Annotated in this window: 18 protein-coding genes; 10 read left to right on the top strand and 8 right to left on the bottom strand. The window is 69.8% G+C overall.

All coding sequences use genetic code 11. The features are described 5' to 3' along the window. Window positions 1-3 precede the first annotated feature (3 nt). Both QHF85_RS08130 and grxD read right to left on the bottom strand, forming a co-directional pair. Complete coding sequence (locus QHF85_RS08130; protein ID WP_281326506.1) at window positions 4-264, bottom strand: BolA/IbaG family iron-sulfur metabolism protein; 261 nt, start codon at window positions 262-264, stop codon at window positions 4-6. 21 nt (window positions 265-285) lie between these two features. Beyond that, the gene (grxD, locus tag QHF85_RS08125) at window positions 286-1218 is read right to left on the bottom strand and encodes a Grx4 family monothiol glutaredoxin (protein ID WP_281326505.1); all 933 of its coding nucleotides are present in this window, start codon (window positions 1216-1218) and stop codon (window positions 286-288) included. Window positions 1219-1408: 190 nt separating this feature from the next. Between grxD and QHF85_RS08120 the strand changes: the two genes are divergently transcribed. From QHF85_RS08120 to QHF85_RS08110, 3 genes are read left to right on the top strand one after another with little or no spacing between them, the layout of a single operon-like run. Next, a complete protein-coding gene (locus tag QHF85_RS08120) occupies window positions 1409-2842 on the top strand; it encodes a VWA domain-containing protein (protein ID WP_281326504.1) in 1434 nt (477 codons plus the stop codon). A 30-nt stretch (window positions 2843-2872) separates the two neighbouring features. After that, window positions 2873-3718, top strand: coding sequence for a hypothetical protein (locus tag QHF85_RS08115; RefSeq protein WP_281326503.1), 846 nt, complete (start codon window positions 2873-2875; stop codon window positions 3716-3718). A 58-nt stretch (window positions 3719-3776) separates the two neighbouring features. Further along, window positions 3777-6470, top strand: a complete 2694-nt coding sequence (locus tag QHF85_RS08110; protein ID WP_281326502.1) for an ion transporter — start codon at window positions 3777-3779, stop codon at window positions 6468-6470. A 3-nt stretch (window positions 6471-6473) separates the two neighbouring features. Here the strand turns inward: QHF85_RS08110 and QHF85_RS08105 are convergent, their stop codons facing one another. The 5 genes from QHF85_RS08105 to QHF85_RS08085 all read right to left on the bottom strand — a co-directional run bounded on the left by QHF85_RS08105 (window position 6474) and on the right by QHF85_RS08085 (window position 16532). Further along, window positions 6474-7277 (bottom strand): hypothetical protein, encoded by an 804-nt coding sequence (locus tag QHF85_RS08105; RefSeq protein WP_281326501.1) that lies wholly within the window; start codon window positions 7275-7277, stop codon window positions 6474-6476. Between the two features lie 23 nt (window positions 7278-7300). Continuing rightward, window positions 7301-10504: a TonB-dependent receptor gene (locus QHF85_RS08100; RefSeq protein WP_281326500.1), complete on the bottom strand. Its 3204-nt coding sequence runs from the start codon at window positions 10502-10504 to the stop codon at window positions 7301-7303. Between the two features lie 205 nt (window positions 10505-10709). Continuing rightward, entirely contained in the window at window positions 10710-13409 is a 2700-nt protein-coding gene (locus QHF85_RS08095; RefSeq protein ID WP_281326499.1) for a hypothetical protein, read from the bottom strand. 174 nt (window positions 13410-13583) lie between these two features. Next, entirely contained in the window at window positions 13584-14990 is a 1407-nt protein-coding gene (locus tag QHF85_RS08090) for a sodium:solute symporter family protein (protein ID WP_281326498.1), read from the bottom strand. A gap of 12 nt (window positions 14991-15002) precedes the next feature. Then, window positions 15003-16532: a serine/threonine protein kinase gene (locus QHF85_RS08085; protein ID WP_281326497.1), complete on the bottom strand. Its 1530-nt coding sequence runs from the start codon at window positions 16530-16532 to the stop codon at window positions 15003-15005. Between the two features lie 107 nt (window positions 16533-16639). Here QHF85_RS08085 and cyaY point away from each other — a divergent pair, with 107 nt between their 5' ends. Together cyaY and QHF85_RS08075 are read left to right on the top strand one after the other, a co-directional pair. After that, a complete protein-coding gene (cyaY, locus tag QHF85_RS08080) occupies window positions 16640-16975 on the top strand; it encodes an iron donor protein CyaY (RefSeq protein WP_281326496.1) in 336 nt (111 codons plus the stop codon). A 15-nt stretch (window positions 16976-16990) separates the two neighbouring features. Next, the gene (locus QHF85_RS08075) at window positions 16991-17911 is read left to right on the top strand and encodes a matrixin family metalloprotease (protein ID WP_281326495.1); all 921 of its coding nucleotides are present in this window, start codon (window positions 16991-16993) and stop codon (window positions 17909-17911) included. Here QHF85_RS08075 and QHF85_RS08070 read toward each other — a convergent pair. After that, window positions 17880-19220 carry a hypothetical protein gene (locus QHF85_RS08070; protein WP_281326494.1) on the bottom strand — a complete coding sequence of 447 codons (1341 nt, stop codon included), beginning with the start codon at window positions 19218-19220 and terminating at the stop codon, window positions 17880-17882. The two genes, QHF85_RS08075 and QHF85_RS08070, sit on opposite strands and share 32 nt — an antisense overlap. A gap of 371 nt (window positions 19221-19591) precedes the next feature. Here QHF85_RS08070 and QHF85_RS08065 point away from each other — a divergent pair, with 371 nt between their 5' ends. From QHF85_RS08065 to QHF85_RS08045, 5 genes are all read left to right on the top strand, one after another. Beyond that, on the top strand, window positions 19592-21871 hold the full coding sequence (locus tag QHF85_RS08065) for a pseudouridine synthase (protein WP_281326493.1): 2280 nt from the start codon (window positions 19592-19594) through the stop codon (window positions 21869-21871). A 52-nt stretch (window positions 21872-21923) separates the two neighbouring features. After that, window positions 21924-23414: an HD domain-containing phosphohydrolase gene (locus QHF85_RS08060; protein WP_281326492.1), complete on the top strand. Its 1491-nt coding sequence runs from the start codon at window positions 21924-21926 to the stop codon at window positions 23412-23414. After that, window positions 23414-24211: a lipoyl(octanoyl) transferase LipB gene (gene lipB, locus QHF85_RS08055; protein WP_281326491.1), complete on the top strand. Its 798-nt coding sequence runs from the start codon at window positions 23414-23416 to the stop codon at window positions 24209-24211. The genes QHF85_RS08060 and lipB overlap by 1 nt, the downstream gene beginning before the upstream one ends. Before the next feature lie 37 nt (window positions 24212-24248). After that, a complete protein-coding gene (locus QHF85_RS08050) occupies window positions 24249-24479 on the top strand; it encodes a hypothetical protein (protein ID WP_281326490.1) in 231 nt (76 codons plus the stop codon). 163 nt (window positions 24480-24642) lie between these two features. Further along, entirely contained in the window at window positions 24643-25251 is a 609-nt protein-coding gene (locus QHF85_RS08045) for a hypothetical protein (protein WP_281326489.1), read from the top strand. The last annotated feature ends 34 nt before the right edge of the window (window positions 25252-25285 follow it).

Raw genomic sequence — 25285 nt, 5'->3', positions numbered from 1 at the left:
TCGTCACGCGGGGACTTTGGTATTCAGCTTGTCGACGGCGTGCACGGGGGCGTCGTTCCCCGCCATGAGGTGCGCGATCGCGCCGAGGACGATGCGGTGCTTCTCCAGCGTGTTCTTGCCGGCGAAGACCTTGCTCGTGACGGAGATCTCGAAATGCCCTCCCCCGCCCTGCACCTCCACCACGGCGTCGCTGATCTTTTCCTTGATGGCCTGCTCGATCGCCGCGGGGATCGAGCCCTGAAACGTGGTCATGTGGTACGACACGCGCGCTTCCTCCCAGATTCGTCAATACCGCGGAACCGAGGGGTCGACCGCGACCGACCAGGCGTCGATGCCACCCTCGAGATTGTACACCTTGGAAAAACCTCGCCCCACGAACGCCTCGGCCGCCGAACGGCTGCGACCGCCGTGGTGGCAATGGAAGACGATCGGCGTGTCCTTGGGCAAGCCTTCGAGCCGCGCGAGCTCGGCCTGATCGAGGAGCTTCGCCGGCTCGATCCGCGCAATCGCGCGCTCCTTGTCGGTGCGCACGTCGACGAGCTCGAAGCGCTCGCCCGCGTCGAGCATCTCCTTCAGCTTGCGCGCGGAGAGGTTTCGGACGCGCGGCGGCTCGTTCGGGTTCTCGATCTTGAAGCCGGCGCCCTCGGGGCCTTCCACGAAATCGATGGAGACGCCGTCCGCCAGGCGCGCGCTCGCCTTGTCGACGAGGACCGTGAGGCCGCCCGCGTCGACCTCGATGTCGCCCTCGGCGCGCGGCCCGAAGAACAGGCCATACTCGAAGCGCGGGCTCACCTCGAAGCGGAGCAGCTCGCCCGGCGCGTCGGCCGCGGCCTCGGTGAACGCGCGCTTGGCCGTCTCGCTGATCGTGATCTTCAGCGCCTTGACCTCGCCCCCGCCCGCGGCCCCGCCGAGCTTCTGCGCGAGCTCGCCGCTCTCGCGCATCTCGCGGACGATGTCGGCCCCGCCGACGAACTCGCCGTCGATGTAAAGCTGCGGGATCGTGGGCCAGCTCGCGTAGGCCTTGATGCCCTCGCGAATCTCGGGATCCTCGAGGACGTTCACCGTCGTGTAGCTCGGGAGCACCTCGTTCAGGATCTGCACGACGGAGCTCGAGAACCCACATTGCGGAAACCGACGCGAGCCCTTCATGAAGAGCACGACGCGGTCGGACCGAACGAGCGCCTCGATACGCTGCTTGAGCGGTTCACTGAGATTCATCTGTTTCCCTCGATCGGTCGGGACTCTCGCACGTCTCGAAACGTGACGCTACGTCATTTAGACCGAACGGCCCGCTCGTCCGTAGTCGTGCGCCGCTGACGTTCGTCGCCCCACGCGCTCCCCTTCGCGAGCGCCCGAGGGCGGTGTTTCCACGCGCCGGGCGTCCGGCGTGTGCCGGGAGGAGTGTGTCATGACGAACCGGTGGCTCCGTGTCCCTCGTACGCGCCGCGCGCTCGCGGCGAGCCTGCTCGCTCTCTGCGCAGGGGGGCTCATCCTGCACAGGGCGCCGCTCGGCGCGCGGACAAACATGGCGTTCGCGAGCCCGATGGAAGGCGGCGCGGGCGCGACGTTCTCGGGGCGCGGGGCGCGCGGGTCGATCACGCTGACGCAGTCGCGCGTGTTCGGCGGGAGCGAGGCGCGGATCTCGGCCGTCTTGCGCATCGGGGCAGATCGGTCGGACGCGCGGGAGCGGGCGCCGCTCGCGCTTTCGATCGTGCTCGACACGTCGGGCTCGATGATGACCGAGAGCAAGATGAAGCAGGCGAAGGACGCGGTGGCGGAGCTCGTCCGCGAGCTGCGCGACGACGATCAGATCACGCTCGTGCGGTACGCCTCGGACAGCGAGGTACTGCTGCCGATCGCCCGCGTGGGGGACGTGCGGGAGCGGCTCCTCGGGATGGTGCAGGAGCTATCGGCCAGCGGTGGGACGAACATCCCGCCCGCGCTGTCGCGAGGGATGGGGTCGCTCGCGGATGCGTCGCCGGGGCGCGTGAAGCGGGTGGTGCTCGTGAGCGACGGGCTCGACGGCGGGCGCATCGAGGCGGAGCGGATCGCGCGGGACGCGACGGAAGATCGGGTGACGGTGTCGTCGCTCGGGATCGGGCTCGATTTCGATCCGGGGTACATGGGCGGGGTCGCGGAGGCGGGGCGCGGCAACTTCGCGTTCGTGAAGGATGGGGCGGCGCTCCGGACGTTCCTGCGCCGCGAGCTCGAGGAGACGGCCGCGACGACGATCGAGGCGGCAGAGGCGCGGCTCGTGTTGCCCGAGGGCGTGCGGTTCGTCCGGGCGATCGGGGCCGAGGCGCGGACGGAAGCAGATGGGCGCGAGGTGACGTTGCGGATCGGATCGCTCTTCGCGGGCGACGAGCGGCGCGTGGTCGTGGAGCTCGCGGCGAACGCGGAGGCCGGGGAAAAACTCGCGATCGGCGGCGAGGTGGGCTGGTCGCTCGTGGGCGGCGAGCGGACGCGCGTGGCGCTGTCGCCGCTCGATCTGCAAGGGACGGCGGACGCGCGGGAGGCGGAGCGCAGCGTGGATCGGGCAGCGTTCGCGGAGGCGACGAGCGCGCTCGCGTCGAGCCGGCAGCTCGAAGCGGCCGCGGCGCTGGAGCAGGGCGACATGCAGGCGGCGCAGCGGATCGTCGACGAGAACATCGGCGCGCTCAAGGCCGCGGCGGAGGCGGCGCCGGCGCCGGCCGCGACGGCGATCCAGGCGCAGGTGGACGCCTACGAGCGGGCGAAGAAGGAGATCCACGCGGCGCCGCCGAAGAGCGCGGGCGCAAAGGCGGCGGCGCGGAGCATGGCCGACAAGGAGTTCTCGAACCTCGGCCGCGCGGCGGCGTACTGAACGACAAACCCGTTGGAGATGCAAGGAATCATGCGCAAGCTCGCCCTCCTCGTGGCCGCCGCGGCGGCGTTCGGTTTGTGGCCCTTCGCGGGCCGGCTCGGGCTCGTGACGGGATCGATCGCGCTGCTCGCGCTCGGCGTGCTGCTCTCGCTCGCCGCGAGCGCGACGCTCGACGGCCTCGCCGCGGCAGGCGGGGCGCTCGGCGCGCTGTCGGCGGCGCTCGTGGGAAATACGTCGCCGGCCGCGGCAGGCGCAGCGCTCGTGGCGCTCGCGTACGCGGAGCGGACGACGCGGGTGAAGGCCGGGACGGCGCGGCTCGCGCACGTGGGCGGCGCGCTCGTGGCGGGCGCGCTCGCGGGGACGATCACGTCGGCGTACGGGAGCGGGTCGCCGGCGATCCGCGTGGTCGCGTCGCTGGTCGCGGCCGTGCTCGCGGCGCTGCCGCTCTTCGTGGAGGCGGATGATCCCGTGGCGTACGCGCTCGATGGGCTCGCAGAGGATTGTGGCGAGGAAGCGGGCGCGGCCTTGCGGGAAGGCGCGGCGCTGCGGAGGCACGTGGACGAACGGCTGCTCGATGCGGCGGCGGCGCGCGAGGTGCGCGCGAGCTGGAAAGCGCTCGTGCGGCTCGGCGAGGCGCGCGCGCGGCTCGAACGAGCACGCGCCGGAGGAAAGGGCGCGCTCGCGGACGCGCCCGCGGCGGTGGCGCGGCGCGTGGATCAACGGATCGGCGCGCACGTGGCGGCGCTCCGGCGCGCGTACCTGCTCGCGGACACGGCGCACGCGGCGGAGGCGAGCGAGGACGTGCGGGCGCTCGAAGTCGTGGAGGCGACGGGCGAGAAGCTCGAAGCGACGAGCGAAGCGCTCCTCTCGTCCTGACGGAGGCGCGCGGAGGCCGCTGGAAACGCGGCCGTCCGGGGGTCTATGCTGCGGCGCGATGGCCCCTCGGGCACCGAGCCTCCCCCGCCGCGTCGCCGCGCTGCTCGACAAACGTCCGGTCAAGATCGCGCTTGCGATCTGCATCCTCGTCTCGCTCCTGCCCCTGCCCCGGCTGGAGAACGCGCTCCGGCCCGTCTTCCTCGCGGTCTTCACGATCGAGCTCGCCCTGCGCTGGATCGCGCTGCGCAGGCCCCGCGAGGAGATCCGGCGCTTCGAATGGTTTTTCCTGGTCGTCGATCTGCTCGCGCTCCTGAGCTTCTTGCCGTTCGAGCAGATCGGCGATCCCATGTACGTGGCGCCGCTGCTCTCGCTCCGGCTCGCGCGGCTCTTGCTCTTGCTCCGCTTCGCGCGCGAGCTCGCGGCCGACGTGTACTCGATCGTGACGCGGCGCGAGCAGCTCCAGCAGTTCGGGCTCGTGACGGTGGCGGTCTGGTCGCTCGCGTTCGGCGCGGCCGTGGTGCTGGATCACCTGGCGATCCGCTACGATTACACGGGCAGCGGGCTCGCAGCCGACGCCGATTTCATCGATCGGGTGTGGTGGGCGTTCCGGCAGCTCGAGAGCGCGGACAACCTGGTCGGGACGATCAAGGTGCCCGCGCCGATCGCGGTGCTCTCGCTCGGGCTCACGATCGTGGGCGTGTTCGTGGTGTCGTTCATCATCGGCATCGGCTCGAACATCGTCGATCAGGTGGTGCGGGCCGAGCGGCGGCGCACGGTCGACTACGACGAGCACTCGCTCGTGATCGGGCCGGTGCACGACGCGGAGATGCTCGTGCGAGAGTTCGCGCGGCTCTACGAGCGGAACCGGATCCTCCGGAGCTTCTTCCGGCCGGCGGAGATCCTGCAATGGCTGCTCGGGCGCGGGGCGATGCCACGCAGGCACGCCCTGCCGCGGATGGCGCTGCTCGGGACGACGGAGGATCCGCCCGGGTATCTCTACGAGCCGATGATGCGGTGGGTGATGTACCGCGAGGGCGACGGCTGGGATCCGGACGCGCTCGGGCGGGTGTCGGCGGCGACGGCGAAGCGCGCGATCCTGCTGTCGCGCGCGGACGCGGGGCCTGACGCGGACGCGGTGACGACGATGACGCTCGCGTCGTTCCGCGCGCAGAACCACGACGCGCAGGTCTTCGTGGAGGTGGTGGAGAGCGAGAACCGCGCGCTCGTGATGGCGATCGGTGGACCTCATACGTTCCCGCTCGACATGCCGCGATTTCTAGGGCTTTTTCTGTGTCAGCACCTGGTCACGCCGGGGGTCGAGGCGCTGTACACGGACCTCATGACGGCCGACGGGTCCGAGTTCTACACGCACATGTTCGTCGAGCCCGGCGAGGCGGAGGCGATCGAGGCGCTCGGCGGCGAAGACGGGTTTGTCTCGTTCGAACGGCTCGCGCGGGCGGCGTACGAGGAGCGCGGTGTGCTGCTCACGGGGGTGTTCCTGGGGGAGACGACGCCGCAGCGGACGCGGGGGCTCGTGCCCGTGGCGGACCTGGAGCAATGGCTGAATCCGCTGCGCGATCCGGAGGAGGGCTCGGGCGCGTGGAAGCTCGGGGCGCGCGCGGGGAAGATCCCGACGAAGCTCTTGCGCGGGATCATCGGGGTCACGGCGACGTACGCGCCGCTGCGCAAGTACGGGCGGGAGCTCGTGATGGGGCGCGGGATCACGCGGGCGGATCGTCCGGCGACGCCGCCGCGGCCCGAGGTCTGCGCGTGGGCGGAGGACGCGCACATGGCGCGGGGGCTGCTCTCGCGCGTGCTCGTCGTGGGGTACAGCCCGGCGCTGCCGGCGATGGTGCAAGAGCTCGCGCGGTTCATGCCCGGCGTGGACGCGACGCTCGTGCTCGGCGAGCGCGGCGACGAGCGGATGCCACTCGCGGCGCGTCTCGCGTCGCTCGGCATCGGCATCGAGCGGGACGTGCCGCCGCCGGGGCGCGAGGGCGTGACGATGCCGCTGGAGCACGGCGGGCGGGTGACGGTGTACACGCAACGCGGGCACGATCTCGCGTCGTTCGCGGTGGAGTGCGCGCGGAAGGGCGGGCCCGTCGGCGCGGTGATCTTCCTGAGCGAGCCCGACGCGGTGGATCGGGACGCGCGCACGACGATGCGGCTCTTGCGGTTCGTGGGGGCGCTCGAGCGCGGTGAGCTCGCGCGGGGCGAGCGGCTGCACGTGCTCGCGGAGTTCGCCTCGGTGCAAAAGGGCGAGCACGCGCGGAGGCTCGTGGACGCGAAGAAATGCGGGTTCGCGTCGGCCGATCGGCTGCGGCTCTCGCTCGTGAGCACCGACCGGATCAAGAACTACTTCATGGTGCACAGCGCGTTCGTGCCGGGCGTGACCGCGCTCTACGACGAGATCCTCGGCGAGTACGGGCAAGAGATCGTGCGGCTCGAGCCAGGCCCGCGCGCGGCGGAGCAGAAGGGCGTGATGCGGTTCGACGAGCTGCGCGAGGCGCTCGCGTCGCGGCAGGTGATTCCGATCGCGATCGAGCGGCGGGTCACGGACGAGCGCGCGCGGGAGCGGCTGGAGGTGCTGCTCAATCCGCCGCAGGATCGGGTGTTCGACATGGCGGAGATCGTGGCGATCTACGCGCTCGCCGAGAGCCGCGATCTCGAAGAGCCGGAAGCGCGGGCGGCGCGGGAGCGTTCGCCCGCGCCGCGGAAGGTCGGGCCGTTCGGGCTCGACGCGGGCGCCTGAGGATCAGGGCGCGGCGCGCGGCGTCTCGTCGAGCACGCAATAGAGCAGCGTGGGATCACATTTCACGCGGTAATCAGGGTTGATCCCGGAGGGCGTGCGGCCCTCGGCGGCATTTCCATTCGGATCGCACAGCGCGTCGTCCGGCTCGTTCGTGGGTTTGCCGTCGGCGTCCGCTTTCGCGCAATGGACCGCCGGGAAGAGCGCGACGAACGTGTACGTCGCCGAGCAGCCCTCCATGAGGTCCTCGTACTTCATCGAGCCGACCACCTGCGTGCCCGGCGCGGCGGCGGTGACGTACACAGAGAGGTTTTCCCAGGTTTGTCGGAGTCGCTTGGCGGGGAGCGTGACGGGGTTTCCCATGGCGTCCATGACCTCGGCCTCCGGGAGGTCGAGCTCGGCGGGCGCGAGCGCAGAGGTTCCGGCCGCGCCGCCGGCGAAGCAGAGATCCCGCTCGTCGGGGTTTGTCGTGTACGCACCCAGCGCATAAGGGATGTCGTCCTCCCCTGCCCCGAGCCCCTCACGCTCGCGGACGAGGCCACCAAAGGTGTCGGACTGGACGGCGATGCTGCGTTTGTCGTAATCGGCGAGGGTCCGATCGGCATTCGGCGCGAGGAACGTGGAGAGGCCGATCTTCTCGCCGACGAGGTCGGCGCACGAGCCCGTGCCCTCCACGAGCGTGTATTTCGCGATGAAGTTCCCGTGCCCGACGACGCACTGGATCGGGGGCTGCGAGCACGACGCGCCGCCAAACGAGGCGAGGCCGAGGCCGAGGCCGAGGACTGCGAGGAAGGAATGACCTTTTTTCATGGTTCGTCTCCTCGTCGGGGCGTTCAGAAGGTGACCCGCGCATTGAAGCGGACCTGACGCGGGAGCTGGAATGCGTTCGGATTGCCGAAATTGGGGTTCTTGTCGACGTCGTTGAAGGGCCGGCCGTCCCAGTAGACGAGCTTGCCCTTCGCCGCCGGGAGGTCGTCCATCTTGCCTCCGGCGATGGGGCGCACGTCGGCGAACGTGTAATTCGAATCGACGCCGGTCACGGTCTGGAAGTTGAAGAGGTTGAAGATGTCGACGCCGAACGTGACGGTCTTGTCCTTGCCGAGCTGGAGGCCCGCGGTGACGTTCGTGTCGATCGAATGGACCCAGGGCGTCCGTCCGCCTTCGCCGCGCGGGAGAATGAAGACCTCGCCGGTGAGGTATTGCGGGTGCGAGCCGAGGACGTTGATGGGCGTGCCCGAGCGGGCGGTATAGCTGCCGCCGACGCTGAGCGAGATGTTGCCGGGCAGGATGAACTCCTTGGCGCCGAAGACCTTGATGGAGTGGGTCCTGTCGCCCGGGAGCGGGCCCTCGCGGTTCGGCAGGAGCGAGATGAGGTCGAAATCGGAGTTGATGTTCGGATCGAGCTGCTGGGTCTCGGGCCGGAAGAGGCCGGCGAGGTTGCCGCGCAGATAGGAAGCGGTGTAGCTCGCCTGCGCGAGCCAGCGATTCGCGAACGCCTTCTCGAAGAAGATCATGAAGGAGTCGTAATCGCGGACGGCCTCGGGGAAGTCTTTGGCGATGCCCTGGCCAGGGTTGCCGATGAAGTAGGTGTTCGCCTCGTCGCGGCTCATGTCCTCGACGGCATGGTTGAGCGATTGGTGGGTGTACGCGCCGCCGAGCTTCGCGCCGGTGAAGAGCTCGTATTCGCCGCCGATGACGAACTGATCGGAGGACTGCGGCTCGATGTCCGGATCGACGGGGACACGATCGGAGCCGGTGGCGCCGAATTTCCGGGTGGGATCGGTGTTTCCCGTGATCGTGGTGAGGTTCTGCGGGTCGTCGCAGGCGCCGTGGACCTGCGCGGGATCCCGCGGATTGCAGACGTTCGAGCCGCGGAGGGAGTAGACCTGGAGCTCGCCGGGGAAGGAGCGGTCGACGAGGTTCAGGGTGATGGCCTGGTAGAATCGCGCGAAGTTGCCGAAGATCTTGGCGCGGCCCTTTCGGCTCGGATCCCAGATGACGCCGACGCGGGGCGACCACTGGTTCGGGAGCGTCATGCCAATGCGGCCGTCATTGCCGGTGACGACCTGCGCGTCGTAACGGACGCCGAGGTTCAGGGTGACACGCTCGAGGATGTTCCAGCTATCCTGGACGAACCCGCCCACCGTATAGGAGCGCGAGGTGGTGGAGAACTGGTTCAAGAAGACGGGGCGATCGGGGCCCTCGAGGAAGCCGAAGCGGCGGGCGTCGAGGAAAAACGCGCCGTCCGAGGTCTCGCGGAATGCATTGCCGCCGCTGACGCCGCGGGCGCTCGTGTAATCGAGGAACTCGAAATCGATACCGGCCTTGAGGATGTGCTGGCCGAGGAGGCTGCCGATCGCGGTGAAAATGGCGCGGCCCTGGATGCGGTTCTGGGTGGCCTTGCGCAGGATGCCCGGTCCGCCCGTGAAGTAGTTGACGACGGGGCAATACAGCGAGGCGATCTCCGCGCTGCCGCCGGGCGCGCATTGCTCTCGCGCTGCCTCCGGGAGGTTTTCGAACTCGGTGATCGGATATCGCCCGCCGGTGGACCTTCGCCACGCGACGTTGGGGATGCCCGCCATCGTGCCGGGCGAGCCGATGTCGCCGACGCCGCTGCCATCCGCGGCGGCCTGCACGACCGAGCCGTGGACCCAGCCAATCGTGGTGTCGAGAAGATACTTCTTTTCGGCAAAAGAGGAGGCGGTCTTCAGGACGACGTTGTTCGTGAACGACTCGTTGATCCCGCCGAAGGCCGCGTAAGGCCCCTGGAGGTTCGGCGAAGAGCCGCCGGTCTGGAGGTTGAACGGATAATCGCCGTTGCCGCCGGAGGTCTGCGGGACGCCGAAGACCGAGAGCGAGACGGTGTGGTCCTGATGGGCCTTCCACGTGAGCTTGCCGATGTACTGGTACGTGCGGTTCGTGGCGTAATGGGTGGATTGCGTGCCCGGCAGGAGCGCGGTCTCTTGGAATCCGGTCTCGGGATCACGGATCGGAATGGGATTTCCCATGGAGTCCACGGCCGGCGTGCCGTCCGGGTTCTCGACGAAGAGGAGCTTGTTCAGCGTGCGATCGAGGCGCGTCTTCTGGATCGCGAGGCTCGCGCCGGTGAAGAACCAGAGCCGATCCCGCAGGATGGGCCCGCCGAGCTCGAAGCCGATGTCCTGGATGGTCGCGAGGCTCGGGTTCGTCTGGATGGTGCTGCCCTCGCGAGGAATGAGGGTGCGGCGGCCTTCGAGCGCGCCGGGCGTGATGGCGCTGAAGAAGGAGCCGTGGAACTCGTTCGATCCGCTCTTCGTGACGACATCCATGACGCCGCCGATCGAGCGGCCATATTCGGGCAAATAGCCGGCCGTGATGACGTTGACCTCGCGGACGAACTCGCTGGAGAGCGGCGTGCCGAGGATGCCGAAGGCGGCGTCGTTGGCGGAGAGGCCGTCGATGATGAAGCCGTTCTCCGGGGACGTCGTGCCATTGACGGCGACGCCGTACGTGTCGGTGAAGGTGCCGGGGGCGATGGTCGCGAGGCCCTCGAAGGAGCGGGTCGCGCCGCCTTTGCCGGTCGGCGGGTTCGTCGGGACGCGCCGGGTGAATTCGGGGCCGACGCTGGTCTTGACGCCGGTCGTGTAATCGATGACGGGGACGTTGCCTTCCACGACGATCACGATCCCGGTATCGATGACCTCGGGGATGATCTGGATCTGGACGAGGGCCGTGCCGCCTGCGCGGAGCGTGAAGGGCTTGGAAGCATAAGGCCGGAAGCTCGTGCCGCCGTCGGCGCGAATGACGTATCCGTCGCCGGGCGGCAGGCTCGGGATGCGGTAATTGCCCGCCTTGTCGGTCACGGCGATCTCGTCGCCCTGGAGCGCGGGCGAGGTGGCCGTGACGGCGACGTCCGGGACCGGCTGGTTCGTCGCGGCGTTGATGACCTTGCCTTGAATGGTGGCATTGCCCTGCGCGAGCGCCTCGCTGCCGAAGCAGACGAACGCCATGGCGAGGGCCGGCGCGCAGAGGAGAAAAACTCGATTCGGCCGTCTCACGTGGACCTCCCTCGAGCCCGCCCCGCGGGCTCGAGGGGCCGAAGAGCAGCGACCGTGCCACGAGCGCGCGGCAGCGATTCTCGGGAGGAAATGAGGAGGTCCGGGGCGAGGCGGGTTTCACGGCGCGCGAACTGCGCAAGCAGCGTTTGCGCAGTTCGCGCAAGCTCATTCGATCAGGTTGCGCAAGCGGCGGGGAGAGGCGCGCTCATTGCGGGATCGGGGCGCAGCATCCCGTGATGCAGGTATGTCCGTCGGGGCAGGACGGTTGGCCCGGCAGGCCGCACTTGTCGGCGCCCGGGGCGCATTGCTGCTCGGCGCACTCGGGCGGCAGGTTGGGCTTGCCGATGCAGATCTCGCAGGTCTCGCAGGGGTTGTCGCAGGCCTGGACCTGGGTGCAGGGCTTGCATTTCGACGGATCGTCGACGTTGTCGAGCGTGCAGCTCCCGGTGCCGGAGGGGTTCTCGGAGCCGAGCCAGACGGCGTGGTCGACCCACGGGAGCAAGCAGCAGCCGAAGCAATCGCATCCGTTCGGGGTGAGCGGGCCGCAATAGGTGTCGCAGAGCGCCGATTGCGTCTGCGCGGCCATGCTGCAAGTGCCGCTGTAGCCGGGGATGCTGGCGTTCGGGTTGTACGCGCACTGGCTGCCCTCGGGCGGGTAGCTCGGCGCGACCGAGAGCGGGTCGCATTTGTGGCTCCAGTAGCACGCATCGTTGCCGGAGCCGGTGTCGGCGTCGAAGTAACAATCGCTCTTGCAAGGCGAGTTGTTCTGGCCAGGGATGCCGCCGTAGAAGCTGTCCTCGGTGTTGTCGCAGGGGCCGAGGCATTGATCGTCGGCCGAGTCGGTCTTGCAGTCGCCGTCGTTGTCGACGCAATCCCCGCAGGCGTAGACCTTGCCCTGGCAGGTCGTGACCTTGCAGAAATTGCCGCAGCCGCCCTGCTCCGCGTCGCACGTCTGGTTGCAGGGGCAGAGGGAGTCGTCCGGGATTCCTTTGCAGGTATCGAGCACCTCGTCGCAGACGTCCGCGGTGCAGGCGATGCCGTCGCTACACGTGACGGGCTCGCCCTCGATGCAGCCCTGGAACGGATCGCAGACCTCGGCGCCGTCACAGAAGACGTCGTCGTCGCACATGTAGTCCTGCGCGTAATGGGCGCAGGTGCCGCCCGGGTCGTGGCAGAGGTCGTAGGTGCAGGCGATGCCGTCGTCGCAAATCACGGGCGTGCCGAGGGCGCAGCCGAGCCCCGGATCACACGTCTCGACGCCGTTGCAGGCCCACCCGTCGTTGCAGACGTCGTGGTTCGGCGTGTGGATGCACGCGCCGGTCATCGAGACGCACGAATCGATGGTGCAGGCGATGCCGTCGTTGCAACTCACGGGCGTGCCGGCCTTGCAGACGACGTCGCAGGTCTCCGTGCCGTTGCAAGCGTCGCCGTCGTCGCAATCGGCGGCCGTGACGCAAGGCATGGCCGTGGTGCAGCCGCCCGCGCCGGGGATGCAAAGCTCGCCGGCGGCGCACGCGGCGTTGTCGGCGGTGGACTTGCAGCCGAGGATCGCCTCGTCGCAGGCCTCGAGGGTGCAGGCGACGCTATCGGCCGGGCAGGAGATCGAGGTGCCGGGGACGCAGCCAGAGGGCGCGGGGCCCGCGGTCGAGCAGGTCTCGACGCCATTGCAGTAGAGGCCGTCGTTGCAGGCGGCGTTCACCGCGGTGAAGATGCAACCGCCTTCGGCCTCGGAGCAGGCGTCGCTCGTGCAGGAGAGGTTGTCGTCGCAGATGATGGGATTGCCTGCGATGCAGCCGCCGGCGCCGCAGGTCTCCTTGCCGTTGCAATACACGCCGTCGTCGCAGGATGCGTGTTCGGGGACGGCGTCGCAGGAATCGGTGGCCTCGTTGCAAGCATCGGCGGTGCAGGCGACGCCGTCGTTGCAGTCGACGGGCGTCCCCGCCTGACAGCCGAGGATCGGGTCGCAGGTCTCCACGCCGTCGCAGAACAGGCCGTCAGCGCACTTGCCGTCGTTCGGGTGATGCTTGCAGGCGTCCGCCAGGAGATCGCAGTAGTCGTCGGTGCAAGGGAGCCCGTCGTTGCAGTCGAGCGGCGCGGAGGACAGGCAACCGAGGATGGGATGGCAGGTCTCGACGCCGTCGCAGGTGATCTTGTTGTCGCAGAGGGCGTCGTGCGGCGTGTAGGTGCAAGCGTCGATCGCCTCGTCGCAGGCATCGACGGTGCAATCGATGCCGTCGTCGCAAGGATCGGAGGTGTCGACGCAGCCGAATTTTGGGTCGCATACCTCGACGCCGTTGCAATATTTCCCGTCGGAGCATTTGTTGCTGTCCGGCCCATGCTTGCATTCGCCAGCGACGCATGCGTCGACGGTGCAGTCGATGCCGTCGTTGCAGTCGAATTCGCCCGAGCAGCCAGCGGAAGCGCTGCCGAAGCCGCCACCGCCAGTGGGATCGATTCCACCGGCGCCGCCGTTTCCCCCCGCGGCGAGGCCGCCACTTCCGCCGTCGCCGCCGCTTCCGCCTGCAGCGACGCTGCCGCCTCCGCCTCCGCCTCCGCTTCCGCTTCCGCTTCCGCTTCCGCCTGCGCCTTCGCCGCCACTTCCGCCCGCGGCGACGCCACCACTTCCGCCTCCGCCTGCAGCGACGCCGCCGCTTCCGCTTCCGCCTTCACCTCCCGCGCCGCCTGCGCCAGATCCGGGCGTCGCGCCTCCAGCGCCGCCGATTCCACCAGCGCCGCCGGGCCCCACGGTCGCCGCGCCGACGCTGTCGCCGGAGGTCGTGGTGGCCTCGTCCTGCGCGCCTCCGGGGCCCGTTCTCTGCTCGATCGTATCCGAGCTACTACACGCGGCGAGCGCTCCCCATGCCATGAGCACGGCAGCCGCCACGAATGCTCGATTCGTGTTCATTTAAGCCCCCCCCCAGAAAGAAATCAGATGTTCCGGGGAAGAGTCTGACCCGCAAAAAAAGGAAACTCCACGGAGGATCCTCGGCTTTTCTCGAATTTTCGCACGCTTTGTATGTCCCCGAAAAACCGGTCTTCGTCCGGGCCACGCCTCCGTGCGTCGCGGCCGGAGGGCGGCTCAGCCGGGAACGGAAACGGCGGCGCGCGGGCGCCTCGCCCAGTGGACGACGAGGGGCACGGTCGCGAGGAGGAGGCCCACGAAGATGTCCTGGAGCCAGGGCGAGCGGAGGCCGAGCGCCTTCGGGCCGAGCTTGCCCGCGAGCGCCCCCACGAGGCCGAGCGTGAGGGAGAGGAGCGCAACGCGCGGCGGGATCGGCGCGGCGACGAAGAGGCCGACGCAAAGGAGGGGCAGGAGCGAGGCGCCGAGGAGCGCGCCCGCAAGGGTCGAGAGGGAGACGATGTCGCCGAGAGGGCGGAAGGAGAGGAGGAGGACGACCGTCGCGACGAGGAAGAGGATCACGCGGGTGCGGCGCTCGCTCGGCTCACGCCGGACGATCGGGGCGACGACGTGCTTTTCGAGGCACGAGGCGACGACGAGCAACGCGGAGTCGAGCGAGGACATGGAAGCCGCGAGGAGCGCGACGAGGAAGACGGGGCCAAAGGCCGCGCCGAGGAGGCCGCGCTCGAAGACGAGCTGCGGGACGATCTCGTCGGCGTCACGAACGACGGGCACGAGCGAGCGCGCGAGGTAGCCGACGGGGAAGAGGCAACCAAGGACGAGGAGGAGCAGGAGCGGAGCGATGTGCCGGAAGCGGCGGGCCTGCGCGGCGCCGCCGAAGGCATAAAAGACCATGACCTGCTTCGGATCGGCGACGAGCTTGACCGCCCCCGAGAGGCCGACCGCGACGAGCTGCGCGACGGAGAGGGGCCGAACCGGCGGAGGCGGAGGTGCGCCGGGATCGGGCGACGCAGTGACGACCGCGACGAAGAGCAGGACCGCGCCCGCGAGCAAGACGACCGATTGCACGACGTCCGTGAGCACGTCCGCCCAGAGGCCGCCGAGCAGGCAATACAGGATCGTGACGAGGTAGACGACGAGCAGCGCCGCCTCGTACGAGAGGCCCATGCCCGAAGCGACGACGAGGGCCGTGCCCCGCAAGACGGCGAGGACGTAGAGCAGGGTCGTGGCGACGACGATCCACTGGACGAAGACCGCGAGGGGGCGAGAGCCGAAACGGCGTTCGAAGAAATCGGGGAGCGTGTGGGTGCCGTTCGTCCGGGCAAACTCGGCGAAGCGCGGGGCGAAGAAGTGGAAGGAGAGCGCGCAGGCGACGACGAGGAAGCCGCCGACGGCGCACCAGCCGAGCCCGACCTCGTAGCTCTTGCCCGCGTGGCCGACGAAGGAGTTCGAGCTGACGAAGTTCGCCATGAAGGAGAGGGCGAGCATCCACGCAGGGATCTTGCCGCCGCCCGTGACGTAGTCGGAGAAGCCTTTCGATCGCCGGGTGACGTAGGTGCCCGCGAGGATGAGCGCGAGGAGGTAGCCGGCGACGACGAGGACGGTGACGAGGCGATCAGGGCGCAAGCGATGTCGATCCTAGTGGCGGCCAGAGAGCGGATCCTTGCGGGGATACGTGCCCCGGGGCGAGACGCTGGGCACGGCCGAGGCGGAGGCGGCCGGCGCGACCGAGGAGGCCGGGCGGAGGGCAGAAGCAGAGGGCGAAGGCGGCGGCGTGACGTTCGCGCGGGCAGACGACGGGACGCCCGAGGCCGCGGGAGAGGCGCTCGTCGCGGCGACGGGCGCGTCGGTGCCGCTCGATTGAACGAAGACGAAGGCGAGCACGAGACCAGCCGCGAGCGCCGCGGCGACGGCGAGCCCGACGTAGACGGAGCCACGCGAGGCGCGAGGCACCTGAGGGATCTCGAGCGAGGGTCGCGCCGCGACGTCGGCGGAGCTCACGACCGCGCTCGTGCTCGGCGGAGGCGGGCGCAGGTGCGGGGGCAGCTCCGGATCGGAGAGCGTGGCCGGGAGCCGGGGGACGGGCGGAGGCTTGATCGCCGGCAGCGCAGGCGTGTTTGCGGGCGCGGACGGCGCGGGCGGGCCCTTCGACTCGAGGGCGTCGAGGAGGATGTCGATGGAGTCGCGCCCCGAGGGCGGCGCGCGCATGGTCTCGCTGTACGCGAGGGTGCCGATCGCGCGTCGCGAGGAGATGACCGCGTCGATGAGCGCGTCGCCTTCCTCGACGCCGAGCGCCGCGGCGAGCGCGGTGACGGCCTCGCCCGCGGAGCGGAAGCGTCGGCCGATCTCGCGATGGCAGCAGCGGAGGAACCACGCGTCGTAGGCAGGCCCGAGCGTGGTGCCGAGCTCGCTCGGCGGGCGGATCGGGTCATACGCGATCTTGCCGATGAGCTCGGCGACGGTGTCGGACTCGAAGTGATCACGGCCGGTGAGGAGGCGGTTCGTGACGAGGCCGAGGGCCCAGACGTCCGTCGCGGATCCGACGAGCGAGGCGCGGCCCGTGGCCTGCTCGGGCGACATGAAGAGCGGCGTGCCGAAGATGCGGCCGGTCTGCGTGCGCGAGACGATCTGCGCGATGGTGGCCGCGTCGCCCGTGAGCTTGGCGATGCCGAAGTCGACGAGCTTGATGCAAGGGACGCCGTCCTCGCGCTCGATCAGGAAGAGGTTCTCCGGTTTGAGGTCGCGATGGACGATGCCGAGGGCGTGCGCCTTGTCGAGGGCGCGGGCCGCCTGCCGCATGTAGAGCACGACCTCGGGGACGGGCAGCGTGCCGCGCAGGTCGAGCTCGGCGCCGAGGTCGCGGCCGCGGAGGTACTCCATCACGAAGAAGGGCGCGCCGTTCAGCTCAGGCGCGACGTCCGCGTCCGTGATGCGCACGACGTGATCGCTGTCGATCCGCGCGGGCGCGCGCGCCTCCACGCGGAAGCGGGCGATCTTCTCGGGGCTCGCCGCGGCCGGGTCGTGCAGCACTTTGAGCGCAAACTGTTCGTCCGTATGGACGTGTTGCACGAGGTGCACCGAGCCGACCGCGCCGCGCCCGATCTCCTGGATCACGCGATACCGGCCGGCGATGACCTGGCCGGGGGTGATCTTCTTCGTCTCCGGCATGCGCTGAGGCGTCCTCGGGTGACTCGCCATCCTAGTCAATCCCGAGGCCAAACGAAAGCGGGGCGCGGCTGCTTGGCGGTCGACGCCGCCCGAGGTAGGTTCGACCCATGAGCACCGAGGGCATCTCGGAACGGGACTTCGAACGCGCCGCGGACGACACGCTGCGCAAGCTCGAGCGGGCGCTCGGCGACCTGGACGGGATCGAGGTGGATCTGCAGATGGGGGTCCTCACGGTCGAGTTCCAGGACGGGACCCGGTACGTCATCAACAGCCACCGCGCGGCGCGGCAAATCTGGATGGCCGCCGAGCGGAACGCCTGGCACTTCGACCCGCGCGGAGGAGGGACGAGCTGGTCCGCCTCGAAAGACGGCGCGGAATTCTGGGCGACCGTGAGCGCCGTGCTGTCGCGCAAGCTCGGTAGGCCGATCGACCTCACCCCCTAGCGCGGAGGAGCCGGCATGCGCGCCTCGCCTCGTCTCGTCCTCGCGGTCGGGATCGCGCTCGTGATGGGCGCCGCTCCGGACGCACACGCCTACTGCCGCGCCTCGACGTGCGCCGAGGGCCAGCTCTGCGGGCCGCCGCCGTGGGACGACCCGGCCTGCAAGCCTCTCCTCTGGAAGAGGCCTTGCGTGGGCGTGAGCGTGCAGGTGGACGGCTCCGAGGAGGTGCCGTACCCGCTGGCCCTGGCGGTCGTCGAGGAGTCGTTCCGGGCGTGGGAGGAGCCGGTCTGCGAGACGGAGCTGCCCGGACCGCCGAACATCCACGTGCAGAACCTCGGGCCCGTCGCGTGTGATCGAGTCGAGTACAACCCGAAGGCAGGGAACGCGAACGTGGTCGTGTTCCGCGACGCGACGTGGACGCACCCCGACGGGCCGCACAACATCGCGCTGACGACGGTGACGTTCGACACGAGGACGGGCGAGATCTACGACGCGGACATGGAGGTCAACACGCACGGCTTCCCGTTCACGACGTCGGACAACCTCGAGGAGGTGCAGACCGATCTGCTCTCCGTGATGACACACGAGGCCGGGCACTTCCTCGGGCTCGCGCACGCGGAGGACGCGAGCGCGACGATGTGGCCGAACTACACGTCGGGCAGCGTCCTGCCGCGCACGCTCGCGGCGGACGACATCGCGGCGATCTGCGAGGCGTACCCGCCGACGGGAGAGGTCGTCGACACGGCGCGCTGCAATCCCCTGCCCCGCCACGGCTTCTCGCCGGAGTGCGCGGCGAAGCAGACGGAAGGCGACTGCAGCGTGCGTCGCGGGACCGGTGCAAGCGAGGCGGGGCACGCGGCGCCGGCGATCGCGCTCGTGGCGCTCGGATTCGTTGGAGCTCGAAGGATCAGAGCCCGACGCGCACGCCGAGGCCGGTGAGGATCCCCGAGAGGCTCGGCGCGACGTCGAGATCGATCGAGACGCGCGGCGTGGGCCGGAACGAGATCCCGATCCGCGGCAAGACGATCCACGGGTAGACGAGCGGCCGCGCGCCGCCGTCGAACCAGCTCGGCTCGACGTACCCGCCGTAATGGTCGAGGTCCTTGTCGAGCTGGTTGCAGTAACGGAAGCTGCCCGGCGGATCGTTCGGCGCGGTGCAAGGCCGGTACGTGTACGGATCCCCGGGCGCGAAGCCGGGCGGGTAGGCCTGCGTGCGGTGGATGTCGCCGAGGAAGGTGTAGCCGACGCCGAGGCCGCCACCGACGCGGAGGCGGAAGCGCTGCCGGCGATCGAGCGGGAAATTCCATACGAGCTCGAACGATGCTTGCAGCGAGGAGAGATCGGCCTCGACGATCTCGTACTCGGTGTCGGGCGTGCCGCGCGCCTTGAAGGGCGTGGGCGGCAGGAAGAAGGCCGCGTACCCGAGCGTGAACGTGATGTCGAGGTTGCCCGAGGTGCGCACGAGGCTGAGCGCTCCGCCGGGCGCGACGACGGTGCGTCCGCCGTCGCCGAAGATGTTCATGGCGAACCGCGGTATGACGTAGCCGCGGTACGCCACGCCGAGCCAGAGGCGTGGCTCCTTCGAAGGGACAGCGGGCTCGGGCGCGGAGGCGGATCCGAGCGGCGCGAGATCGAGCGTGACGACGCGGCGCTCGCGCTCTTCGAGGGTGATCGTCTCCTTGCGCTCCTTGCGGCCCTTGGCCTTCATCACGACGGCGAGCTCGTCGCCGGGATCGACCTTCTGCGGATCGGTCGGCGGATCGACGGGCTCGCCGTCGATCGTGATGACGACGCCCTCGTAGCCCTTGGGGATCACGAAGCTCAGCGTGGGGATGCGGGCGTCGACGTCGCGGAGCTTGCGCTTGGCGATCTGGATGGCCGCGCGGTCGCCGCGCGTGTGGGTCCGATCGGGCGGCTCCTCGGCGACGACGCCGTAGAGGGCGCTCGCCTGGAGGAGCTCGGCCGCCATCTCGTAACAGCTCGCGAGGGCGACCGCGGTCTCGGGCCGGTGCCGGATGCCCTCGGCCTCCTCGAGCAGCGGGACGGCGTCGCCGCACTCCCCCTTCCGGGCGAGCGCGATCCCCTTCTGGGCCTGTGCGTCCCCGGGCGCAGCGAGCGCAGGCGTCGAGGAAAACCCTGCAAGAGCGGCGAGGCCGACCCCGAGCAGGCCGCGGATCCACGTCGGCCCAGGACGATCGGGGCCTGTTCGTTGGTCGCGACCTGCGGCGCTGGTACGCCTCTTCGGCATGGCTCGGTCGATCGCGCGGGCAGCCACGGCCCTCGCCGCTCCGCATCCTACGCGGCCCCGAGCGGCCGTGACGACAAAGTTACCACCGCCCTCGTCCGGCGGCTGCCGAGGCCAACCCCGGGTCCGGCCCCGACCGTCCGGTGGTGAGATTCCCCGCTCGATGAAGAAAACGATGGGCCGCGAGTTTTCCTGCTTCGACGTCCCCGAGTGACGCTTGTAATCTATCGCCGATGGACCCAGGCGCAGGGAAAAACGGGCCGAATGGTCCCGATGGCACCCCCGGGGCCGCAGGTACCGGGCGGGGTATTCTTTCGAATCCCACGCGTCGGACCCTACGAGCCGGCGAGATCCCGTCGACGATGATCGAGTGCGTGCACGCCGAGCAATGCGGCGGCTGTCCGCTCATCGGGATGGATTACGCCCAGCAGCTCACGACGAAGCGGGCACGCGTGGTGAGCGCGATCGTGCACTACCCGGCGCTCGAGCTTCTGTACACGCGCCAGGTCGTGCCCGGCGACCAGATCGTGGGCTACCGCGGTCGCGCGAAGCTCATCGTGTCGTCGACGGGCGGGATCGGGCTCTACGGTCGCTCCGGCAACCACGACGTGATCGACATCCCGAACTGCCGCGTGCTCGCGCCCGCGCTCGCGGAGGTGACGACGATCCTGCGCGGGCTCATCGCGTCGCCGCCGCCAGAGGCCCGCGGGCTGCTCCTGCCGTACGATCCGCACGGCGGCGGCGTGCTCCGCGCGATCGATCTGCGCGAGGTGCACATGCCCGGCACGACGTCGCTGCCCGAGACGACGACGACGGCGCAAGGCAACCGCGTCGGCGTGCTGCTCACGTTCGTGCTGCAGCGAGATCGCGTGCCCTCGCGCGACGAGCTCAAGGAGGCGGGGCGCGCGATCCGCGCGCTCTTGCCGCGCGTCGTGGGGATCGCGGCGAACCTGCACGAGGCGGACGCGCCGCAGATCCTCGGGCCGGAGACGATGGTGCTCGACGGCGTGCCGCACGCCGAGGATCGCATCGGGCCGACGTACCACGTGGCCTCGTTCGGCTCGTTCGTGCAGGTGCACCGCGGCCAGGCGTCGCGCGTGCACGCGCTCATCACGCGCGAGATCGCCTCGCTCGACATGCAGCTCCTGATCGACGAGACGGGCACGAACCGGCGGCAGCCGCGCGTGCTCGATCTCTACGGCGGATCGGGCGCGATCTCGATCGCGCTGTCGCACGCGAAGAACATCGTGACGATGGTGGAGTCGTTCGCGCCGGCGGTGCAGAACGCGCGCTCGGCGGCGGAGGCGCAGGGGCTCGGCAAGCTCGACGCGCGCGTCGGCGACGCGGCCGACGTGGTGAACTCGCTGCTCGCGAACAACGAGAAGTTCGACGCGGTGGTGATGAACCCGCCGCGGCGCGGGGTCTCGCCCGCGGCGCGCGAGGCGATCGCCCGCCTCGGCGCGCCGCTCTGCATCTACGTCTCGTGTGATCCCGACACGCTCGCGCGCGACCTCGATCACTTCAGCCGCCTCGGCTACACGTCGAGCGAGCTCATCCCGATCGACATGATCCCTCTCACGGAGGAGGTCGAGACGGTCGCGGTGCTGAAGCGCGCGCCGCCCGCGCAGCCGCGCGTGATCTACGAGGACGACGACGTCATCGTGGTCGAGAAGGGCCCGCACGAGCCGGTCGAGAACCAGCCGGAGTACCTCGGCTCGCTCATGCAGCGCTGCCTACGGCTGCCCGGCGTGTCGAACCTCAAGGTGGTGAACAAGCTCGACACGGGCACGAGCGGCCTCTGCATCTTCGCGCGGAACGAGGTGGCGCGGCAGCTCTGGACGACGGCGCTCGCCACGAGCGGTCGGCTCATCTACCTCGTCGCCGCGAAGGGCGTCACGCCGACGAAGGGCGCCATCGCGCGTGATCTCCGCGAGGGCGGGCGCAGCTACATGGCGCGGACGCGGTACCGCCGCCTCGCCGTGGCCTCGGGTCACTCGATCCTGCGCGTGATCCCCGACGGGCACAGGCCGCACCAGATCCGCCGTCACCTCGCGGCGATCGGGCACCCGGTGCTCGGCGACGAGCGCTACGGCCACGTGCCGACAAACCGCTACTTCGAGGAGAAGCACGGCCTCGATCGCTCGTTCGTGCACCTCATCCGCATCGAGATCGTGCATCCGCGCACGGGCGCGAAGCTGCTCATCGAGTCGACGCTGCCGGGCGACCTGCGCGCGTCGCTCGAGCGCGCGACGGGCTCGTCCGTGATCAAGTTCCTCGAGCAGAAGCACGCGCTCGGCGAGAACAGGGCCTCGTCGATGCTCCCCGGCGAGCCGGCGAGCGCGCCGCTCCCGCCGCCGCGTCCGATCGATCGTGGATCGCAGCCCGCGATCGGCCCGATGCCGAACGAGCTCTCGCCGCCGCCGCCCTCGTATCCGCCGGACTCGCTCGCCGAGCCGATGTCGTACGCGTCGCCCGACTCGTTCGCGTCGCCGCCGTCGTACGCGCAGCCGGCCGCGCACGCGCAGGCGCCCTCGTACGCGCCGCCCGGCGGCCTCCCCTCGCCGACCATCACGGAAGCGCCGACCGAGCACGTGCCCGAGCTCGACGAATCGCCCCGCACGATCCGCCACGCGATCGTCTCCGACGACGACTGAGCGGTCCTTCATCTCGCCCGAAAAGTTTCACGACATCTGGTAGGCTCGGGCCGTGCCGTCCCAACTCACGGAAGAGCGCCCGCGTATCCTCGTCGTCGACGACGAGAAGGTCATCCGCGACATGCTGGCGGATTTCCTGGGCATGGAGGGCTACATCGTGCGCACGGCCGAGGACGGCTCCGCCGCGCTCGGGGAGCTCACGAAGTCGCACTACGACCTCATCATCAGCGACCTCAAGATGCCGAAGATGGGCGGCATCGCGCTGCTCGACGAGATCGGCAAGACCGCGCCCGACGCGCTCACCGTGATCATGACGGGGTTCGGCACGGTCGAGACCGCGATCGACGCGATGAAGCGCGGCGCGTACGACTACGTGCTCAAGCCCTTCAAGCTCGACGAGGTGATCCACGTCGTGCAGCGTGGGCTCGAGAAGCAGCGCATGGCGGCGGAGAACCTGCGCCTGCGCGAGGCGCTCGGGCTGTACAAGGTCAGCGAGGCCATCCAGGCGAGCCTCTCGCTCGATCAGGTGCTCGAGACCGTGGCCGAGAGCTGCCTCTCCGAGGTGCGCAGCGATCTCGTCTCGACGTGGCTCGACGACGGCGAGGGCGGGCTCTTCGAGCGGCAACACATCCGCGGGCCGACGCTGCCCGAGGACGCCGCGATCGGCGTGCTCGATCACGACAAGATCGCCCAGCACCTGCGCGCGGAGGCGACGCTGCTCGAGCAAGGGCCGCGCGGGCTCAAGTTCTTCTCGGCCCCGCCCGAGGTGCCGCTCTACTCGATCGTCGCGGTGCCGCTGCGCATCGGCCAGCGGTTCATGGGCTTCATCGCGCTCGGCTCGTTCTCGAAGGGCAGGCGCTTCGAGGAGGGGCAACGCAAGCTCCTCAGCATCATCGCCTCGCGCGCCGCCGCCGCGATCGAGAACGCGCGCCTCTACCAGGATCTGCAGGCCACGTTCCAGCAGACGATCCAGGGCCTCGCGAAAGCCATCGACAAGATGGATCGCTACACCTCGGGCCACTCCGATCGCGTCGCGCTCTACGCCGTCTTCCTCGCGAAGCGGCTCGGCCTCTCCGCCTACGAGGTGGAGATCGTCCGGCAGAGCGCGCTCATGCACGACATCGGCAAGATCGGCTGCGTCTTGAACCTCAACAAGCCCGGCAAGCTCACGCAGGACGAGTACGAGGTCTTCAAAAAGCACCCGGTCTTCGGCCGCGACATCCTCGATCCCATCAAGTTCTTGCACCCGCTCATCCCGGGCGTGCACCTGCACCACGAGCGCTGGGACGGGCGCGGCTATCCGCTCAAGCTGAAGGGCAACGAGATCCCCATCATCGCGCGCATCATCGCCGTGGCCGACACGTACGACGCCATGACGAGTGATCGCTCCTATCGCCGCGCGCTGCCGCACGAGGTCGCCGTGGCCGAGATCGAGCGCTGCTCCGGCTCGCAGTTCGATCCCGAGGTCGCCGCGAACTTCACGGACAACATCGAGGGCTACCGCGACGAGCGGCGCAGCGCCGGAGACAAGGTACCGGAGTAGTGGGCGAACGGCAGGCGAAGGCGTATTTCCTCGGTCGCAGGCGCTACGAACCCATCCACGCGCTGCAGCAGCACCTCGTCTCGCTCCGCGCGGACGGGCACATCGAAGACTTGATCCTGCTCGTCGAGCACGAGCCCGTCGTGACGCTCGGCCGCGCCGCGGATGCAGGCAACGTGCTGCTCGGCGAAGGGCTGCTCGCCGAGCGCGGCGTCGATCTCGTGCAGACCGGTCGCGGCGGCGACGTGACCTATCACGGGCCCGGTCAGCTCGTGTGTTATCCGATCCTCGATCTCAAGCCGGATCGATGCGACGTCCGCCGCTACGTCCGATCCCTCGCAGAGGTGATGATCCTGCTCGCGCGCGAGCTCGGCGTGGAGTCCGGCGTCGTCGACGGGCTCATCGGCGTGTGGGTCGACCGGGAAAAGCCCTCCGAATGGGCTGGCGCGCCGTGGGCCAGCGAGATCGCGAAGCTCGGCGCGATCGGCGTGCGCCTCTCGCGCTGGGTCACGATGCACGGCTTCGCGCTCAACCTGTCCGTGGATCTCGGCGCGTTCGGGATGATCGTCCCGTGCGGGATCCGCGACCACGGCGTCACGTCGATCGAGGAGCTCGTCGGCCGCGCGCCCTCGGTGCGCGACCTCGCGCTCGGATGCCACGCGATCCTTTCGCGCGGGCTCGAACTTTCCGTCCCGCGCGTCGAGGACATCTCCGATGTGTCCGATCTGGAAGCCGCGCTCTCGGGGCAGGCCCGAGCATCTTCCGGCCCCGCAGAGCAAGAAAAACCCGCCGCCGGCTGATTCCCGCACAGCACGCTTCATGCGATCCTCGTGACTCGTGGGGTCTGCTTCTTCGCCTCCGCCTCCCCAGGTCGCCGTCGCTCCGGCGTCGATCGACCCGTCGTCGGTCGATCGCTGCCCGCGCTGCGGCGGTCGGGCGACGCCTCCGAAGCGCCGGCAAAACCCCTTCCTCGATGGGCTCGACATCGCGGTCGTCTGCGAGGACTGCGGCCTGTCGTTCCCGGCCAAGCCTCCCCCGCCCCCGCCCTCGGGTCGGCCTCCCTGGTGAAGCGAGCGTGCGGAATCGGGTCTACGCTTGGGGCTCCGGGTCGCCTCACGGCGCCCTTCGCCCCAAATCGGGTCTACGCTTGGGGCTCCGGGTCGCCTCACGGCGCCCTTCGCCCCAAACCCCGCGTGACACAGACGCCGGAGGCTGTGCTACGGTGCCCGCCATGTCCGTCGTGGCGGCGAGCGTCCTCGGCCTTGGTCTCGGGCTCAAGCATGCATTCGAGGCAGATCACGTCGCAGCCGTGTGCACCTTCGTGGCGCGCGGCGGCACGGTCGCACGGGCGGCCTGGTCCGGCGCGCTCTGGGGGCTCGGGCACGGGGCCGTGATGGTCCTCGTCGGCGGCGCGCTCGTCGCGTCGGGCGCGACCGTTCCCCCCTCGATCGCCCTCGCCCTCGACATCGCCGTCGCCGTGATGCTGGTCGGGCTCGGGATCGGCGCGCTCGTGTCGCGCCGGCAGAAGCAAGCGGAGGACGACGCGCCTCCGAAGACGGTCAAGCGGCCCCTTCTGGTCGGGCTCGTGCACGGCGCCTCGGGGACCGCGGCGCTCACGTTGCTCGTCGCGAGCACGATGCAAGCGCGCACGGCGGCGCTGATCTTCGTCGGCGTCTTCGGGCTCGCGTCGGTGATCGGCATGGCGCTCATCGCCGCGCTCGTCGCCTGGCCGATGCGCTCGCTCACCCGCGTCGCCCCGTCCCTCGGCCCGCGGCTGCAAATGCTCGCCGGCCTCGGCTCGATCGCGGCCGGGATCGCCGTCGCGTCGACGGTGATCTGACGCCCACACGCGGCGTGAAAGAAGCCCCGGACGG

This window comes from Polyangium sp. 6x1 (assembly GCF_029946515.1).
Classification (GTDB): Bacteria; Myxococcota_A; Polyangia; order Polyangiales; family Polyangiaceae; genus Polyangium.
The sequence above is the reverse complement of the archived record's forward strand: the minus strand, read 5'-3'. Positions and strand labels throughout refer to the sequence as shown.

Bases quoted from the DNA above. Each gene is read 5' to 3' on its own strand.
- grxD (WP_281326505.1), bottom strand. From the start codon at position 1,218: ATGAATCTCAGTGAACCGCTCAAGCAGCGTATCGAGGCGCTCGTTCGG.
- QHF85_RS08120 (WP_281326504.1), top strand. From the start codon at position 1,409: ATGACGAACCGGTGGCTCCGTGTCCCTCGTACGCGCCGCGCGCTCGCG.
- QHF85_RS08115 (WP_281326503.1), top strand. From the start codon at position 2,873: ATGCGCAAGCTCGCCCTCCTCGTGGCCGCCGCGGCGGCGTTCGGTTTG.
- QHF85_RS08110 (WP_281326502.1), top strand. From the start codon at position 3,777: ATGGCCCCTCGGGCACCGAGCCTCCCCCGCCGCGTCGCCGCGCTGCTC.
- QHF85_RS08105 (WP_281326501.1), bottom strand. From the start codon at position 7,277: ATGAAAAAAGGTCATTCCTTCCTCGCAGTCCTCGGCCTCGGCCTCGGC.
- QHF85_RS08095 (WP_281326499.1), bottom strand. From the start codon at position 13,409: ATGAACACGAATCGAGCATTCGTGGCGGCTGCCGTGCTCATGGCATGG.
- QHF85_RS08085 (WP_281326497.1), bottom strand. From the start codon at position 16,532: ATGCCGGAGACGAAGAAGATCACCCCCGGCCAGGTCATCGCCGGCCGG.
- cyaY (WP_281326496.1), top strand. From the start codon at position 16,640: ATGAGCACCGAGGGCATCTCGGAACGGGACTTCGAACGCGCCGCGGAC.
- QHF85_RS08075 (WP_281326495.1), top strand. From the start codon at position 16,991: ATGCGCGCCTCGCCTCGTCTCGTCCTCGCGGTCGGGATCGCGCTCGTG.
- QHF85_RS08070 (WP_281326494.1), bottom strand. From the start codon at position 19,220: ATGCCGAAGAGGCGTACCAGCGCCGCAGGTCGCGACCAACGAACAGGC.
- QHF85_RS08045 (WP_281326489.1), top strand. From the start codon at position 24,643: ATGTCCGTCGTGGCGGCGAGCGTCCTCGGCCTTGGTCTCGGGCTCAAG.